Raw genomic sequence first — 17608 nt, forward strand, 5'->3', positions numbered from 1 at the left:
TATGACTACTATAAATAACGTAACTAGTCCGAATACTAATGACAAAGATTTAGTAGAGCTAGCAGGCTATCATGCCTACCAAAAATACGATGTTAAAGATAAACTACAAGTTAATGACAAAGAGTTTTATGTTATCAATACACTTTACAATTCTTCCTCGGGACTCGATGCAATAACCGTTCAAAATTTTGAAACGAATGAAATTTCCGTTGTTTTCGTAGGAAGTCAACAATTAGATAAAGACTGGCTGGAAACGAATACAAAGCTAATTGGCACAGTCCCACCACAGCAAATTTTGGATGCCAAAATATATTTTCAACAAATGAATAATAAATTTGGAGAAATTTCTTCTGTTTCGGGAAATTCACTTGCTGGGGCTTTAACTAACGCAGTTGCGATTGAGAACCCACAGGTAAAAGCTGTGACGCTTAATCCTGCTATTCTTCCTCTTGGGATGGTTGATCCTACTAAAGAGTATGCTAATATAACAAATTACTATAGTAAGTATGATTTCCTGACAGGAACGGAGGAATCGCTTGGTTTAGGTGGGAGGATTCCCGGAAACAAATATGGGATAAATAATGGCGTTCCTCTCTTTTCGATGCTTGGTTCTAATCACACTGGCTATGTAGAGGCGGATGAGAATGGCGAATTCAAAATAGAAGTAGGGATAAAAGGTCAGCCTGGGCATGGATTTATCTATATTGGGGCAGATGATCATATTGTTACGAGCCTTTGGACTGGTTCTCCTTTATATGGTGGTCAAACAGAAAAAATTGTCTTAAACAAAGAAAATATGTTGCTGCTGTCCAATGGGATTAGAGATCAGGTGAAAGGTAGAATTACCAACGTCCAAAACTACCTAAATAATTCCGTAGATATAGTATTAGATGAAAGTATGCAGTTTGCTACTCGTGTAACAGTCTTACAGCAGACCTTTCAAATGATGTTTGATGAAACTGCTGGAGATCCTTTATTCAACGGGATATCCAACACGGGTACGCTTATTAAGGGATGTATCGACCATTTAATTGCTTTATTAGACGCTGCTGAAGCTAAATGTAGAATACTAAATTCTATTTTAAACTCTAAGCCTGCAGAAATAATAGAATTTATCGCTTCTATAAATATTGATGTAGAGAGCCTTTTTGCTCCTGCAAGAGAATATTTAAACCAGTTAAAAGATGACGTGGATAACTTAGTGAATGGTGCACAAAACATAATCCAAACATACATACCTGAGCTTTTTAAAGGTGGCAAGGATATGTTCGTAGATGCAGTAGTCGGTGAATTGAATGCGCATTATTCAATCGTTCACAAAAACAAAGAAGCGGTTTATAACCAATTAGCAAACTATGAAACACAGGTTAAAGATATAGCTACTTCCATGTTTAACAAGGACCAAAACCTGGGAAGCTCTATCCAATCTGGTACCTCTCTTGCAGACGGTGTAGATGCTATACAAAAGACGGAGATCATGAATATTGAAAATTCCCCATATTTAACAATAGGTATGAAAATAAAAGAACTACAAGTTAATCTTGCCCACCAACAATTTACTTCATTAGTCACTACTATATTATATCCAATTGTTGATAGCATTTATCGGGTGGCTCTGCTTATTGAATCAGCAGTAATCGTGATTACTATTTCCGTTAAAGCTGCTTTAAATGTAGGGCTCTATGGTAATCCAGTTGGTTTATTCATCAGTTTATTTACAGATTATGAACAAAAAATAAAAGCAGCAGTTAATAATGCATTAGTTCCTTTAGAAGAGATTAAAACAATAGCGGAAACTGTGTGTATTGGAGCTGGTAGTATGTCAGCGAATATGCCTGAAATGCTTCAGAACTTTAAGCCTTATATAGATACAGCCATTTTCGAGCCTGGGAAGTTTGATGATGTACGACTTTATAACATTTCAACTTTAGCTATTCTAGATGAAATGGAACTGCTATTTAATGATATTATTTTTCAATTATCCAACGAAAAAGCAAATGCTATTGAAGCGACACTAGAAGTATCAAAGAATGTATTGAGTAATCTACAGATATTAAAGGAACAAGTTAATCGTGGAACACTCTAGATAGGTGAATTTAAGAAAAAGGTGAGCTCTTAGTGATCTCACCTTTCATGTCATTTACTAATTATTTTTTCTTTTGTTAGATGGGTTTTTATTAATTTCATTCGTTATCTTATTTTTGGAAATCTCCACAAACTCTTCTGAAAATTCCTCGTCCGGATTATTCGTAGGATTCTTGTACAATTCATAACTATTGTGTGTTCTTACATTTACCGTCTTATTGTTATTTTTACTCATGAATATTCACCTCCTAGAGTCTAATTTGCTCTAGCTAAAGGGTTTTATGCTTATTGTATGTGTATATTCAAATTCAATTACTCTCTTGCTATTCATCCTCTCTTTTTTTTATTTCCTTAGCTATTTTTCTTAAAGCTTTTTTGGATCCTCTTTCCATATCATGTTTGAATTTACGCTCTGTATAACTTACAAATAATGTAGAAAGGTCATATCCTTCTGGATATAAGTCGACTGCTTTTCCCTCCAACACGATTCTTTTCACATTCTGCTTTATTACTTCATTTTTATAGAACACAGACACATTATTCTGTTGATCCTTTTTCTCATACACAATACCAAAATCGTTATGTTCTAGTAATTTTACTCTGTCTCCTCTTTCAAAGCTGTACGTTTCTTCTTCTGTCGCCATTATAGGAGTTGGTTTTTTAATCTTATTTTCTTTCACAATTTCTAAATTATAGGTTTTATTTTCAATATAATTTTGTGCTTTTTTTAGAATTTTCTCTTGAATATTCATTTTTTTAGATATCCAAAGTGCATTACTTTCCCCAGATTTACCAATGAGAAGCTTATACATCGGCTCTAATGCTTCACTGTCAAACTGCATCGCGGCATTCATAAAGTCACTATGAATTTCTGAGTAGCGCTTTATCTCTCCGTAGTGAGTTGTTGCAACAGTAATACAACCCATTTGATAAAACTCCTCCAGTATTGCAATAGCTAGAGCTGCTCCTTCATTTGGTTCTGTTCCACTTCCTATTTCATCGAAAAGAAGCAATGTATTGTTCGTCGATGCACTCATAATTTCCGCAATATTTTTCATATGTGAAGAAAAAGTGCTAAGTGAATTTTCGATACTTTGATTGTCTCCAATATCGACAAATAGGCTATCCACCACCGCTATTTCCGTTCCTAAATCGGCGGCTATATGAAATCCGGACATGACAGCAAGAGTTAAAATACCAATCGTCTTCAGCACCACCGTTTTTCCTCCTGCATTAGGTCCAGTTATTATCAAGCTGCGATAGTCCTTTCCAATTTCAAAATCCAGAGGTACGATATTGCCAGGTAAAAGTGGATGCTTACAATTTTTTAAACGAATATACCCATAATTATTTAACTTCGGTTCAATGCCATCGATGCTTTTACTAAATTTCGCTTTTGCAAAGATCATGTCATACTGAGCAATCAATTCAATATTAATATGAATTTGTCTAATTTCCTCTTGGATCATTCCAGAAATAGTAGCTAAAATTTGATATTCTTCAATCGATTCCTCCGATTTAAGAATTGCTAGCTCCCCATTAAACTTTGTGATCGTTGCTGGTTCGATAAATACCGTAGACCCTTTAGAGGATGATTCAATAATCGTACCCTGTACTTGGTTTTTATAAGAAGCTTTAATCGGGATAGTAAATCTATCATCTTTTTTACTGATAAAAAATTCCTGTATAAATTCTTTATTTGCGCTGCTTTTAAGAAATTTATGCAACCGCTCCTCTATCTTTTCCTCAGTTTTTGCTATTTGATTTCGTATCCGTTTTAACTCTCTACTCGCTTCAGAATCTACCATATTTCCTCTAATAGAAGCATTAATCATTTCTTCAATCGTCGTAAACTCCATCATGGAATAAGCATAAGAATGAAGAATAGGAGCAAAAAACTCTTTACCTAACATAAATTTCTTAATGACCCTACATCCTCTTAAGAAATCCGATATTGCTACTAACTCAGAGGGACCCAAAATTATTCCTTTTTCAAGTTTCTCCATTAGGTGACCAATATTGGAGATGCCCTTTAACGGTAGATGATTTTCTGCATCTAATAGCTTTCTTGCTTCAGTCGTCTCATTTAGTCTATTTTTTACTACTTTACTGTTTGGGCTAGGAAAAAGATTATCCAATAATTCCTTTCCCAAACTGCTAACACAGTAGGATTTCACTATCTCTTTTAGTTCCTTATATTGTAATTTTTCATATGTCATCGTATTCATGTATATACCTCCACTTAGAATAATAAAAAAATGCCCGCAAAGAATCCTCCTACCACTCCACTTCAAAAATGGATAGAAAGCTCCTGCGGGCATCTGCCTTAAAAATAATTCAAGGCATACAAATCGTTCACAAAAAGAGGCAAAGAAAAAGAGTGCAGCGGGACGAATCCCACCACACTCTTCGCCTTAACATACATCATGTTAAACGAACAAGGAATAAGGAAGCAGGAAGCAGTCTTCAGGTAAGTATCCACATTGAAAAACAATGTAGAACAAGGCATACATAACAAGCTGGTTTATCACCAGGTTATTACACACCTTATTAAACTAATGAAAATTAGCTCATACCTACTTCTGACATATTTCACCACACCTTTTATTAGAATATTTACACTATAGCATTATTTAAAATGAGAGTCAATCGGGAATTACGGTTGGAACACGCATCCCATTTTCTTATTCCTCACCTCGTCCATATACATCTCTAGCTGTATGAAACCCATCCTCAATAACAGTACTTTCAAGATTGTATATATTTACAGCAATGGGGGGCAGCAACACAGATGGTACTTCCTTCTTGCCATTATTAACTTGTTGGTTGGCGGTTACGGTTTCCCCTTTTGCCATGGCCACTGCTATTTCAGCTACCTTTTGGGTAAGCATATGAATAGGCTTATAGACTGTCATTGTTTGTGTTCCAGCTACAATTCGTTGGACACCTGCGAGATCCGCGTCTTGTCCAGCTACTGGTATTTGACTGACTAAGCCATGGTCTTCCAGTGCTTGAATGGCACCACCTGCTGTGGCATCATTTGCGGCAATTACTGCGTCAATTTCTCCATTCGTAGTACGAATAGCTTGCTCCATATTGGTCTGTGCATTTGCAGGAGTCCAATCCTTTGTCCACTGGTCATAAACAACATGAATATCTCCTCTTTCAATATACGGTTGTAATACCTTGAATACACCATCTTTCAATAGATGGGCATTGTTGTCTGTAATGGCTCCTCCTATAAAGACATAGTTCCCCTTTGGAACGAGTGCTGTCATAGCCTCTGCCTGCATTTTGCCAACTTGCTCATTATCAAAAGATACGTACATATCCAGCTCCGCATTTTTCACTAGACGATCATAGGCAATTACTTGAATTCCTGCTAGATGTGCTTTATGGACAATTGCCGCTGTAGCCGCTGCATTGTGAGGAACGATTACCAAGAGATCAATGCCGCTTTGGATCAGTGTCTCTGCTTGCGATATTTGTAACGCATCATCCCCATTTGCAGCAACAATTTCTACCTCTGCTCCAAGGTTTTCTATAGCTTCTTTAAACAAATCACGGTCCTTTAACCACCGTTCCTCCAGTAATGTGTCCATGGAAAAACCAATCCGTACTGGGGCATCGTCTTTGAAAACTGGGCTAACTTCGGGCTTAAGCGTTTTAGGTGCAGAGGTATCCGTACACGCAAAAAGAAGCGTAATTATTCCTAAAAGACTAACGGCAAGGAATTTACTTTTCATCCGACTCCCCCTCTACACTTCAGCTTTTTTACTCCATAATGTTTTTCTATATTCCTTCGGAGATACCCCACACATTTTCTTAAAAACCTTACTAAAGTAATTCGGTTCATGGTACCCAATTTCAAATGTGATTTCCTTTAAACTTTTCTTGGGATCATTCAATAGTTTCTTAGCTTTCTCAATGCGACAATCCGTTAGATAGTCTATATAGTTTACACCAAGCTTTTCTTTAAACATTTTACTAATATAAATCGGACTTAAATCCACTCGGTGTGCCAGCGTATCCAAAGAAATATCTTCATGCGAATGTTCTAGAATATACTGTTGGATTTGGTGGATTTTATCTGCTTCTATTTGATCGTAATGTGCATTGTACTCAGAATTCAACTGTTCCAACAGTAATAATGTCTCTGTCCGTAGCTGTCGATAATCATTTGCTTGGAAGGAGAAAAATAATGTACTTACTTTCATCCCCATTTCGTCCATCACACGATTTGCCACCCAAAGTAACTCCAGTATTCGCTGCTGCGTATAGATTAATGAATTCCCAACATTCTCGTACTGCTGAATTATATCCAACAAACGGCTGCGAATAACCGTCCAGTCTCCGAGCCGAATATGGTCAAAGAACTCTTTCTGTTGTTGCTTAATAATCTGGTTATCTGTTTCCAATGTCAGCGCCGGAACATCCATATAAAATCTATACTTAACGGCTAATGATGTATCCATAGTTGCAATAAGTGCCTCTTGGTAAGACAGGCGGATGTCCTCTAGTGTTTGACACACCTGGCCAATTCCCAAAAACCAATCTGTTCCGTGCCGTTCCTTATCTAAAGATAAAATGGCTTTAGCTAAAACTATCGCTTGGGAACGAAAGCTCCTCTTGGAATCACGAAAAATAATTAGAGGGAGTTGCCTCCCATTTAAAGCTCCTACCCAAGCGTCTCCAGTTTCCCTTACCCGTTCTTTAATCGACAAATAATTATTAAGCTCTCCTTCAGGTAATACAACTACCACAACAAACTTTTCGAGTGTAGAGCGAGTATCAAGCATTTCTACAAGCATATCAATATGAACCTCATGTACATGATCAAATAATATTTGGGTAACAATATCTGTTTCTACCAAAGTAAGTGCTTGCTCCCACTTTTCGATTTGCCTGTTGCTATTACTAGTTGCTTCTTGCTCCTGCCGACAATCATCCAGTACTTTTCCAACAGTTAAAACTATTTCACTAGCTTTACTTGGCTTCAATACATAATCCTTTACACCAAGTCTGATAGCCTGTCTTGCATAATCAAACATGTCAAAGGCAGTTACCATCACAAATTTGATAGTAGGATGAGTTACCTGAATTGTTTCAATGGCTTCTAGCCCAGTCATGCCAGGCATCATTATGTCCATTAAAACCAGATCAGGCTGAAAACTGTCTGTTAGTTCGATTGCTATCTTTCCATTCTTTGCCTGCGCAATTAAAAGATCTGGAAATGCCTTTTTCAAGATTGCTTCCATGCCTGCTCGCTCGATTGGTTCGTCATCCACGATTAAAAGTTTCATCACTTACCTCCTCCCTAGTTTCTGGGATTTGTATGATTACCTTCGTTCCAATCCCATCTTTACTTTCAATGGACACTAAATTTTCCACACCGTAAAATAGTTGTAGCCTTTTTACTACATTTTGAAAACCAATGCCAGTGGAATGTCCTTCGTTTGCATTGATTTGTCCTTGTAGTAACTGATCTATTTTTTCCTTTGATATTCCTTTTCCACTATCCTCAATTTCAATAATAATCCATGAGCCATCTCTTAAAATTCTAAAAGAAATAGTACCACCATTCTCTTCCGGCTCGATTGCATGAATGACAGCATTTTCAATAATAGGCTGGAGTGTGAGACCAGGGATATTGACGTGCAAGCATGATTCATCAATGTTTGACTCAAAATGTAACCGGTCCGTAAAACGTGCTTTTTGTATTTCCATATATTGATTGAGCACAAGTACTTCCTCGTATAAAGTAACTGATCGATCTATTCGCTTTAAGTTATACCTCAATAACCCGGCCACACTAACTAACAGGTCACTCGTTTCCTCAGCCCCATCTAAATATGCCTTTTTAGATAAAGTATTTAATGTGTTAAACAAAAAATGAGGATTAATCTGACTCTGTAAACTTCTTAACTGGCTTTCTTTTAATAACAGCTTACTTTGTTGCAGCTCATGCTCAAGCTGCGCCTTTTGCTGAATCTCCAATATCAAGTCATTAATATTAATACGCATTTCATCAAATGTTTGAGCTAAAAATGCAATTTCATCGTTAGATTCCACTATTATTTTTTGATTGAAACGTCCCTGAGCTAATTCATTTGCCGCCTTCGTTAACTGATGAACAGGTTTTGTAATACTAAGCGAGAACCAATAGGTTGCCAAAAGTAATACAGCAGTTACTAGTAAAAGTATCCAAATTCCTAGCCTTTTTAACTCTTCTGACTGATTGATGATTTCTCGATAGAATAGATTATAAGTCTTTAATTCTCGATCTAAAATGGTTAATGTCATTTCAGATATGTACAGTGATATACGATTCGCTTCATTGAATTCATTCGTGGAGCCTTCTAATTCCTGCTCCTCTGAAAATAGTATCGAACGATTTGTCGTCTCCACTAAACTATCAATCAAATGTATATAATTCGTAACAGAAAACGCATTTTCTTCATTGCGAAGCTTTGCTACATCCTGTTGAACTTCCTTTATAGTTTTAATACTTTTTTCTATTTGTACTTTATGCACTTCTGAAGGATCCAATAAGTAATTATTTAAGTCTGTTATAATTTTTTGACTAGCAATAGTTACTTCATTCATACGTAAATAGCGTTGTAGAATGGTATTGGTTTGTTCTTGCGTTTGCTGATTGTAATAAGTCAGCATCATCCAAATAATTCCCATGATGAGTAGCATAACGGAAACGAGCAGCCAAATTTTTCGTTGAATGGTTGTCATGGTCTATCACCATCCGGTACGAGCATATTCGTTTCCGTCAAATACCCATCAGAATCAAGGGGAACCGTCTCACCTGTAATCCATTCCATAAGCCGCTTTACACTTTCCTTGCCCATTTCTTTAGGCTTTTGTTCTAAAATACCATCTAGCTTTCCCTGCTCTAAAAGAGTAGTAGATTCAACTCCATCATCAAACGTGTAAATATGATACGGTTCAACCTGCGTTCGTCTTCCTATTTCCTGAATCATAGGCCCAGCATATTTCGCATTGATCGCGATAAATGCAGTGGCTCTAGGTGCTTCATTCATAAGTTGTTGAGTTGTCGAAATCACTCGTTCATTTGTATCCTCTGTTCCTCTGATGATGATGTTAATCTCTGGGTATCCCTTTAGAACATCCTTTATCCCTGCTAAACGTTCTTTTTGATAATATGCTTGCACTTCATCTCCAAGAATTATCACTTCCCCGGATATGCCCATTTCTTTAATGAGCTGATGAGCAACCATCTTTCCTGCCCAGAACTGATCTGAACCGACATATGTTTTACGCAAACTCTCTTCCACTGGAACGTCATTAGCAATCGTTATGATAGGAATTCCATAAAAGGCTGCTTTAATTTTTGAAAGCTCTTTAAATTCCTCCGTATCTAGGCCCTGAACGATGATTCCATCCACTTTAGAATGAATGGCAATCTCCATCTTTTTTAAAAAATCGTCCTGGTCATTTCCGTAGCTTCCCCACACTTCTAGTTCAACATTCTCTTCCTTAGCCTGCTGCTTGGCTCCTTGTCCGACCTTATTCCAAAAAGGGGTATCTAGCTCTTGCGTGATTAGTACGAGACGAACAGAATCTTCCAACTTGGAAAGGGTAGCGGGTAATTCACTTGTGGATTGAAAAGCCTTTGTTGCAGATATAATCGTGAAGTAACTAAAAACAATGATGAGTGCACCTAGCAGAAGAACAATTCTTTTCCGCATTTACCTTCCCCTTTCCGTAAGCTTATTTCTTCCATATTAACACCCGGAATTAAAATGACAATCCCATTTTTTTCGGCATTTTTTAAGCCTGAAAACCGAAGCATTTCATTTATTTTTGGTAAAAATATCCGTTGCACAAGTATTTAAACTTTAAGAGCAAATAAATAGAGATTGAAAGCAAGTAAATACTCCCTATTGTCTTTCAGTAAGAACTTTACCGTATTAATAACATAAGGCACCCTTATAAAAGCAAGGGTGCCACAAATCAGAACCTATTGTATTAAGCCCGTTGCTTGCGTGTCATCACATCAAAAATTACTGCTCCAGCTAAAACGCCTCCGCGGATCATGTATTGATATGAAATACCAACACCTAGCAGATTCATCCCACTTGATAAGGAAGCCATGACAATGGCACCAATAATAGCACCTGTTACTTTACCAACACCACCGGCAGAAGATACCCCTCCAACATATGCAGCAGCGATTGCATCAAGTTCGAAGAGTGTACCTGCTGTAGTCGTTGCTGATTGAAGTCTGGAAGTAAATAGAATCCCAGATAATGCAGCGAGCATTCCCATCGATCCAAATACGATATATGTAATCTTTTGTACATTGATACCACTTAAATGAGCAGCTTCTGGATTACTTCCGACTGCATAAATGTGGCGACCAAGCACAGTTTTCGTCGATAAGAAATGATAGATAACTACTACTATAATCATAATGATTACTGTCCAAGATAAACCGTTGTACCCTGCTAAAATCCATGTAATATATCCAATGATAGCGGATATTAATACAAGCTTGGAACTGAATAACCCACTAGACATAACCTCGAAACCATAAGTCATTTTGTTACGGCGGTTAGAAATTTCATTGTAAACAAATAATAGAATCCCTACTAAACCTACTAATAATGTTAATAGATGCAAGCCATTTACTTGTATAATAGATGGGATAAATCCGTTCCCTATCGCATTAAACTGATCGTCCTTAACAATAATTGTTCCTGTCTTTTCCGTAACCTGCAGTAATGCACCGCGGAAAATTAGCATTCCAGCAAGTGTAGCTACAAAGGATGGGATTCCTATTTTTGCAACTAATACACCATTAACCAACCCAATCATTGCTCCAAGGATTAAAATAACTGGTATAGTAATCCATACAGATACACCCATTTGTGTTAAGAATATCGCAGCAATCGCCCCAAGAAATCCTGCTAAAAATCCAACCGATAAATCTATATGACGAATGACGATCACGAGTGTCATCCCTACTGCCAATACGGCGATATAACCTGCTGAATCCAATAAATTACTAATGTTTCGTGAAGACATAAATAGGCCGTTCGTCATAATCGTAAACGTTAACATTATCACTATTAACGCAATATACATTCCATAATCTCGAATGTTGGCTTTGACGAGTGCTTTTGCTTCTCCAAAAAAGTTCATCGTTATCCCCCTCTTATTGCGTCGCAAGTTCCATTATCGTTTCTTGTGTCGCTTCCTCCATAGTTAGCTCTCCTTTAACGGAGCCTTCCGCCATGACATATATTCGATCACTCATACCTAACACTTCACCTAGTTCTGAGGAAATCATAATAATACTCATTCCTTCATTGATCAGTTCATTCATAATTGTATATATCTCAAACTTCGCTCCCACATCAATTCCTCTTGTCGGTTCATCCAATATCAAAATCTTAGGTCCAGTAAACAACCATTTGCCAAGTGATACTTTTTGTTGGTTCCCACCGCTTAGTTTCCCTACAATTTGCTCAAGCGAACTTGCTTTAATATAGAGTGAATCCTTATATTCTGTTCCTATTTTCACTTCTTCGTTTAAATTTAGTATTCCCTTTGTGGAAATTCCTTTTAGATGCGCTGCAGAAACATTACTCTTAATATCCTGTAGTAGGAATAAGCCATCTCCTTTACGATCCTCTGTCACATAGGCAATACCAGCTTTAATCGCCTCACTTGTATGCTTCAATACTTTTGTTTCCCCAAACATTTTCATGTCACCCTGTAGTTTATACTTTTTAGGGTTTCCAAAAATGCTAAGGGCAAGTTCGGTACGACCAGATCCCATAAGACCTGCAATGCCAATAATTTCGCCTTTTTTTACCTCAAGCTGAACGTTTTTAACTACATTGCGTCCTAGTTGTGGATCATAAGCAGTCCAATCCGATAGTTCAAGAATTGTTTCACCAATTTTCTTGTCTGGACGTTTTGGATAAATATCTTCAATGTCACGGCCAACCATATTTTTAATAATGACATTTTCAAATACTTCTCCATTACTTGCGTCCAAAGTACAAATTGTCTGCCCATCTCGTAAAACAGTTACTTTATCTGCAATAGAAATGACTTCCTTTAGCTTATGCGAAATCATAATACAGCTAATTCCTTGGTTTTTCAGTTCCTTTAGAAGTACCAATAAATTCTCACTATCATCTTCATTGAGTGCTGCAGTCGGTTCATCTAATATCAGTAGGTTAACATCCTTACTTAAAGCCTTGGCAATTTCAACTAGCTGCTGTTTCCCTACACCTAATTCCTTGATCAATGTTTCTGGAGTTACTCTTAACTTCACTTTTTCCAATAACCCGGTTGCTTGAACTATCGTTTTATTCCAATCTACGAACGGACCTTTTTTCAATTCATTTCCAGCGAATATATTTTCATACACTGTCAAATCCGGAAATAGAGCTAGCTCTTGATAAATAATTCCGATACCAACTTTGACGCTATCCGTAATCTCGTTGAACTGTTGAACCTTCCCCTCAAATACGATGTCTCCATCATAAGCACCATATGGATAGACACCACTCAACACTTTCATAAGAGTGGATTTACCTGCACCATTTTCCCCAACTAAACAATGAATCTCGCCTTTTTTCACTTTGAAATTCACGTTTGAGAGAGCCTTAACTCCTGGGAATTCTTTAGAAATATTATTCATCTCTAAAATATAATCACTCATACTATTGCCTCCCTAGCTAAAACTAAATAGAAAGGGAGAAATAGTGATAGATGAATCTACCACTACTCTTCCTTTTTAGTTGCTTTACTCTAAACCAGTGAATTCACTCGCTTCGTAATACTTAGAATCGATTAGTTCTGCTTTTACATTTTCTTTGTCAACTACGATAACATCCGTTTGTTTCGCTTTTACTTCAACTTCTCCATTATCGTAAGAACCTGTTGTTTCTGGTGTATTACCATCTAACACTTCTACTGCCATACCCATGGCATCTTTCACTAATGTACGAACATCTTTGAAAACTGTCATTGATTGTTGTTCGTCAATAATGTATTGAATCGATGCTTTTTCTGCATCTTGCCCTGTTACAAAGTAATTTGTAATTGCGTTGTCAGAAGCAAATACATCTGCGATCGAACGAGCAGTTCCATCATTTGGAGCTAGAATTGAAACGTCTCCTTTTAAGTCGTCAGCAGCTGCTGTTAAATGAGTTTGTGCTTTGTTTTTCGCATCATTTGCATCCCAGTTCGTTGTAATCTGACCGATGATTTTACCTAATTGGTCACGCGACAGGTCCGCTGAATCTTTTAAAGCTTCTGCTTCGCTTGAATTGGCAATTTTGAAAGTTCCGTCTGCAATTTTCGGTTGAAGAACTTTCCATGCGCCCTCGAAGAACAAGAATGCATTGTTATCAGACGCCGCACCTGCATACAAATAAAGTGGTACATCAGAGCCATCTGCATTGTCTACTAAATACTGTGCTTGTGCAGCACCCACTGCTAAGCTATCAAAAGTTACATAGTAATCTACTGCATCCGTATCCGTGATTAAGCGGTCATATGCAATAACAGTTACACCTTCTTTTTTCGCTGCTTCCACTGCTGCTGCAGCTGCCGCTCCATCATGAGGAGTGATGATTAATACTTTTATTCCTTTATTTAGTAATGCTTCTACATTTTCTTTTTCTTTCGCTGAAGATCCTTGGCTGAACAGGATTTCCGTAGAGTAATCCGAATCTGCTAAAGCATCTTTAAAGCGCTGTTCATCTTGAACCCAACGCGGCTCATCCTTTGTTGGCAATACGATACCAACATCAACTGAACTATCTCCGCCATTGTTACATCCCGCGGCTACTAATGCGAAAATCATCAAAATAACTAAAAAAGTTAACCCCTTGAACTTCTTCATTCTTTTATCCCTCTCCCTTTTTCTAAAAAGTAATTACTCCTTAATTATAAATTCCGAATATTTATATGAAAGCGCTATCAACTGTATTCTTTTATCATTACCTATACTTTTTTAACTTTTTGGGGTGATGTAGAGGTTTTGGACTGGAATTCATGGTGATGGTGGGTTGAGTGGATCTCATGTCAATTATTTATGTCAATAAGAAAAACCGGGCAAAAAGACGCCCGGTCCTTATAGTTCAAAACCTGTTTCTAACGTTTTCGAAGGGCTCTGGACAGACTTATTGCTTTAGTATTACCGAATGTTTTTTTAGAGATGCTGGTCGTGACTAACGTCACGACCAGCATCTCTTTTCTCGGTAATCTTATGGCGTTCGTCTGTCCGTCGCCCTCCTACAACTTTTAGAAACAGGTTAGTTCATTTTTAGGTAACTAAAGAAAAGCTACTTTCTTATTCATAGAATAAGCTCTCGAAGATGCAATTTCGTTCGCTATTCACTTCTTTATAGTGCAAACACTTACTATTTCTCTTTATTTCCACTAGTGTAAAAGAAAACCTGCTTTCTTCCTCTATCATTGGTTCATCGCATTTCTAATGCTAAAGCGATTACAAATAATTTGATCACTCTCTAAAATTTGACCAATCTTATCATCTAAGCGATAAGCTATGCTAAATTTTCTAGTGGAGTACTACACACTGATTGATTGTAGTGAAACGTGGCGACTCCGGCGGGATGAGTGAGACAGATGAGCTATCACATCGACGCGCTAGCGACGGTGATAGCTCATCGCTCACCCCACGGAAAGCGTCCACCTGAAACGGAAATCACAAGTATTATTCATTTTTTAAAGTGCTATAAATCCAGTGCTCATGGTACATTTTTATATACTTTCTTATTCTTTAAGAAAAACCGGGCAAAATAACATACCCAGTCCTTTAAGATCAAAACCTGTTTCTTTCTTTTTCGAAGGGCTTTGGATAGTCGTTTTGCTATAGCATTACCGAGTGAATTTTTAGTGAGTATTGGTTGTGACGATTGTCACAACCAATACTCACTTTTTTCGGTAATCTTATGGCGGTTGCCTTCCGTCACCCTTCCGCAACTAATAGAAACAGGTTAGTGCGTTTTTGTTTAACTAGAGAAAAGATACGATTCTACTCCTAGCAGGAGCTCACGAAGATACAATTTCGTTCGCTATTTCGCTTCTTTATTTGGTAAACACTTACTATTTCTCAATACCTCCACTAGTATAAAAGAAAATCTGCTTTCTTCCTCTATCATTGGATAATTGCATTTCTAATTCAGAGCGATTACAAATAATTTGACCGATCTTAGTATCTAAGCGATAAGCTATGCTGAATTTTCTAGTGGAGTACTACACATTAAATGGATTGTAGTGAAAGATGGCGTTCTTAGCCATCGTTCCCTTGTCTCCACCTGAAACGGAAATCATAGTATTATTCATTTTTAAAAACGCCGAAAACCCAGTGTTCACGGGACACTTTTATATACTTATCTTTAAAAAAAGAAACCTTAAGCATCAAAATGCTTAAGGTTTCTTTGAATGTTCTTTTTTCCTTAGTAACTTTTTCTGGATTATGTGTAATTCATCATAGTACCGTTATCCGGGCTCATGTGTATATTTCGAAGTCTTCAGTGATTGAACAATAACTTTAGTTATTTCGCCAATCTTCCTCCCATGATTCTTCGTGTTTATCATTACCCATATTCTTTTCTTTATCTTGTACGAATTGTTCAAAGGATTCCATCAAACGTTTAAGTAAAATATTTTCTTCCTCATAGGTATCTATTCGTTTCACATCTACTGTTGAAACATCTGTTGGAACTCCAGTAAGCTTATGGACATTCACGTCTAAGGCTCGTGCAATCGGTTTATTATACCGCTCATCTGGGATGTACTCCTTACGTTCCCAGTTAGAAATGGTGCTGACCGTCACTTTTAACTCTAAAGCTAATTCTTCCTGTGACATATTCTGTTCTTTTCGTACTGTGCGTAATACCTCTCCCTTGATTTGCATAGTAAACTCTCCCTTCATATCATTATTAAATTAACAATCTACTAATATTTACCCCACTTCATAAATATTATGTAAATTATCAGATAATGAATAGGAAATACCTATACTAAGAGAGTGGTTATTAAGACTTACTAAATAAGTTTATATATTGGAGCCGCCACCTCTTTTTATAGAATTTAATTTTATTTCTTTTCTTTCGATATATGGTCCATCTTTCTTCCAATATAAAGTAAGTGTGAGGAGATTCCTAAAACATTGGGATCATTGGCTTTTTCAGTTAGTATTTTTATAACTTTCTCGAACTCGCTTTCTCCTTTATCTCTCCAGTATCTCCAATTATCACTGTTCAAGAGAGTGCCTATATTGGAACCTATTAATTCTAGACTTTCAAATCCTTGGGCCTCCATGAATGGTTTGATCTCTTCTATGTTAAAGTAATAGGCACCTGTAAATCGTCCTTCGTCTTCATGATTAAAACATCCATTTTGAGAAAATTGCTCGATGTTATCCATCTGGTTATTTGGCTTCCAATTTTCAGGATATAAAAGAGAAGTTAAAACATGTCTAATTCTCGGCATAAATGCTACAAAAATAATTCCACCCATTTTCGTAACCCGATACAACTCTTTTACTGCCTTAATACGATCGGCTTCTTCTTGTAAGTGATACAAAGGGCCAAGCATTAATGTAGCATCAAACTGTTCATCCTTCAGTAAAGTAAGATCTCTTGCATCAGCAGCATGAAAACCATTAAAATTTTGTTCTATCTTCAGTTCATGCGCTTTATTTTTAGCAACTTCTACAAGCCTTGGAGTTAGATCAGTGAGTGTTACTTTATATCCCTCACTAGCAAGTTGCATAGAATATTTCCCTGGTCCGGCACCATTATCTAGAATTTCCCCATTCAGAGGAAGATACTTTTTAATATAATGCCAATTCACTTGAAACTCGATAGGCTCTCTGTCCAGTCGTCCCCACTCATCAAACTTGTCGTAGTATTCAATAATGTTATTCATAAAGCCACCTACATTCTTTTCATTTAATAAGTAGTTCTGCATAGAGATAGAAAGTTCCTTCTAAAAGTCTACATATAAAAAAGAAGACCACTCTCCAATTTTAATAATGGAGATTTGGCCTTTTTAAATTATAGAAATTAGATCGTTGCATTTAGTTTTATAATTTTATAGCGTTCTAGATTATATTCCCCAATTTAATTTCAATATTTCTTTTAATAGGTCTATCTTTTCCTTACCTATTTGATCAGCAATTTTCTTCTCTAGCCCAGCCTTAAGCGATTCGTTTTTTTCATAGCATGCTTCTCCTAAGGTAGTGAGCCGTATGCACTTTTCTTTATTATTGTTTTCGACTCGACTAATTTCTACCAGTCCCTTTGACTCTAAGCTTCTGATAAATTTATGTGTTGCCTGGCGTGAAATATTTACTTGTTTATTAATATAGGAAATTGTTGGATTTTTTTTATAAGTTCTCGCAATGATGAACCATTCTGAATTGGACATATAAATATCATTGCTGTTATTCCATAATTCTTCCGTTATTTTTCGAATCATAATATGTCTTTCACTT

13 protein-coding genes are annotated in these 17608 nt (G+C 36.8%); 1 reads left to right on the forward strand and 12 read right to left on the reverse strand.

The window, feature by feature from the left end; translation table 11 throughout:
* The first annotated feature begins 1 nt into the window (after window position 1).
* Entirely contained in the window at window positions 2-2086 is a 2085-nt protein-coding gene (locus ACN6MX_RS16315) for an SA1320 family protein (RefSeq protein ID WP_419959884.1), read from the forward strand.
* Between the two features lie 57 nt (window positions 2087-2143).
* On the opposite strand, the gene ACN6MX_RS16320 is transcribed toward ACN6MX_RS16315, so the two are convergent.
* From ACN6MX_RS16320 to ACN6MX_RS16375, 12 genes are all read right to left on the reverse strand, one after another.
* Window positions 2144-2320 carry a hypothetical protein gene (locus tag ACN6MX_RS16320; protein ID WP_340778084.1) on the reverse strand — a complete coding sequence of 59 codons (177 nt, stop codon included), beginning with the start codon at window positions 2318-2320 and terminating at the stop codon, window positions 2144-2146.
* Between the two features lie 88 nt (window positions 2321-2408).
* Window positions 2409-4313 carry an endonuclease MutS2 gene (locus ACN6MX_RS16325; RefSeq protein ID WP_419959885.1) on the reverse strand — a complete coding sequence of 635 codons (1905 nt, stop codon included), beginning with the start codon at window positions 4311-4313 and terminating at the stop codon, window positions 2409-2411.
* A gap of 456 nt (window positions 4314-4769) precedes the next feature.
* A complete protein-coding gene (gene xylF, locus ACN6MX_RS16330) occupies window positions 4770-5831 on the reverse strand; it encodes a D-xylose ABC transporter substrate-binding protein (RefSeq protein ID WP_419959886.1) in 1062 nt (353 codons plus the stop codon).
* Between the two features lie 12 nt (window positions 5832-5843).
* Window positions 5844-7391 carry a response regulator gene (locus ACN6MX_RS16335; protein WP_419959887.1) on the reverse strand — a complete coding sequence of 516 codons (1548 nt, stop codon included), beginning with the start codon at window positions 7389-7391 and terminating at the stop codon, window positions 5844-5846.
* Window positions 7366-8829, reverse strand: coding sequence for a sensor histidine kinase (locus ACN6MX_RS16340; RefSeq protein ID WP_419959888.1), 1464 nt, complete (start codon window positions 8827-8829; stop codon window positions 7366-7368). The genes ACN6MX_RS16335 and ACN6MX_RS16340 overlap by 26 nt, the downstream gene beginning before the upstream one ends.
* The gene (locus tag ACN6MX_RS16345; protein ID WP_419959889.1) at window positions 8826-9806 is read right to left on the reverse strand and encodes a substrate-binding domain-containing protein; all 981 of its coding nucleotides are present in this window, start codon (window positions 9804-9806) and stop codon (window positions 8826-8828) included. The genes ACN6MX_RS16340 and ACN6MX_RS16345 overlap by 4 nt, the downstream gene beginning before the upstream one ends.
* Window positions 9807-10086: 280 nt before the next feature.
* Window positions 10087-11262, reverse strand: a complete 1176-nt coding sequence (locus tag ACN6MX_RS16350) for a sugar ABC transporter permease (RefSeq protein WP_419959890.1) — start codon at window positions 11260-11262, stop codon at window positions 10087-10089.
* A 13-nt stretch (window positions 11263-11275) separates the two neighbouring features.
* On the reverse strand, window positions 11276-12796 hold the full coding sequence (locus tag ACN6MX_RS16355; protein ID WP_419959891.1) for an ATP-binding cassette domain-containing protein: 1521 nt from the start codon (window positions 12794-12796) through the stop codon (window positions 11276-11278).
* Between the two features lie 84 nt (window positions 12797-12880).
* Entirely contained in the window at window positions 12881-13984 is a 1104-nt protein-coding gene (locus tag ACN6MX_RS16360) for a sugar ABC transporter substrate-binding protein (RefSeq protein ID WP_419959892.1), read from the reverse strand.
* A 1674-nt stretch (window positions 13985-15658) separates the two neighbouring features.
* On the reverse strand, window positions 15659-16024 hold the full coding sequence (locus tag ACN6MX_RS16365) for a helix-turn-helix domain-containing protein (RefSeq protein ID WP_419959893.1): 366 nt from the start codon (window positions 16022-16024) through the stop codon (window positions 15659-15661).
* 182 nt (window positions 16025-16206) lie between these two features.
* A complete protein-coding gene (locus ACN6MX_RS16370; RefSeq protein WP_419959894.1) occupies window positions 16207-17082 on the reverse strand; it encodes a class I SAM-dependent methyltransferase in 876 nt (291 codons plus the stop codon).
* A 138-nt stretch (window positions 17083-17220) separates the two neighbouring features.
* Window positions 17221-17592, reverse strand: a complete 372-nt coding sequence (locus ACN6MX_RS16375) for a MarR family winged helix-turn-helix transcriptional regulator (protein ID WP_419962649.1) — start codon at window positions 17590-17592, stop codon at window positions 17221-17223.
* Between the last annotated feature and the right edge of the window lie 16 nt (window positions 17593-17608).

The sequence above is a fragment of the Psychrobacillus sp. BM2 genome (assembly GCF_048572895.1).
Lineage (GTDB): Bacteria > Bacillota > Bacilli > Bacillales_A > Planococcaceae > Psychrobacillus.

Bases quoted from the DNA above. Each gene is read 5' to 3' on its own strand.
- ACN6MX_RS16345 (WP_419959889.1), bottom strand. From the start codon at position 9,806: ATGCGGAAAAGAATTGTTCTTCTGCTAGGTGCACTCATCATTGTTTTT.
- ACN6MX_RS16320 (WP_340778084.1), bottom strand. From the start codon at position 2,320: ATGAGTAAAAATAACAATAAGACGGTAAATGTAAGAACACACAATAGT.
- ACN6MX_RS16350 (WP_419959890.1), bottom strand. From the start codon at position 11,262: ATGAACTTTTTTGGAGAAGCAAAAGCACTCGTCAAAGCCAACATTCGA.
- ACN6MX_RS16355 (WP_419959891.1), bottom strand. From the start codon at position 12,796: ATGAGTGATTATATTTTAGAGATGAATAATATTTCTAAAGAATTCCCA.
- xylF (WP_419959886.1), bottom strand. From the start codon at position 5,831: ATGAAAAGTAAATTCCTTGCCGTTAGTCTTTTAGGAATAATTACGCTT.
- ACN6MX_RS16375 (WP_419962649.1), bottom strand. From the start codon at position 17,592: ATGATTCGAAAAATAACGGAAGAATTATGGAATAACAGCAATGATATT.
- ACN6MX_RS16360 (WP_419959892.1), bottom strand. From the start codon at position 13,984: ATGAAGAAGTTCAAGGGGTTAACTTTTTTAGTTATTTTGATGATTTTC.
- ACN6MX_RS16370 (WP_419959894.1), bottom strand. From the start codon at position 17,082: ATGCAGAACTACTTATTAAATGAAAAGAATGTAGGTGGCTTTATGAAT.
- ACN6MX_RS16315 (WP_419959884.1), top strand. From the start codon at position 2: ATGACTACTATAAATAACGTAACTAGTCCGAATACTAATGACAAAGAT.
- ACN6MX_RS16325 (WP_419959885.1), bottom strand. From the start codon at position 4,313: ATGAATACGATGACATATGAAAAATTACAATATAAGGAACTAAAAGAG.
- ACN6MX_RS16340 (WP_419959888.1), bottom strand. From the start codon at position 8,829: ATGACAACCATTCAACGAAAAATTTGGCTGCTCGTTTCCGTTATGCTA.
- ACN6MX_RS16365 (WP_419959893.1), bottom strand. From the start codon at position 16,024: ATGCAAATCAAGGGAGAGGTATTACGCACAGTACGAAAAGAACAGAAT.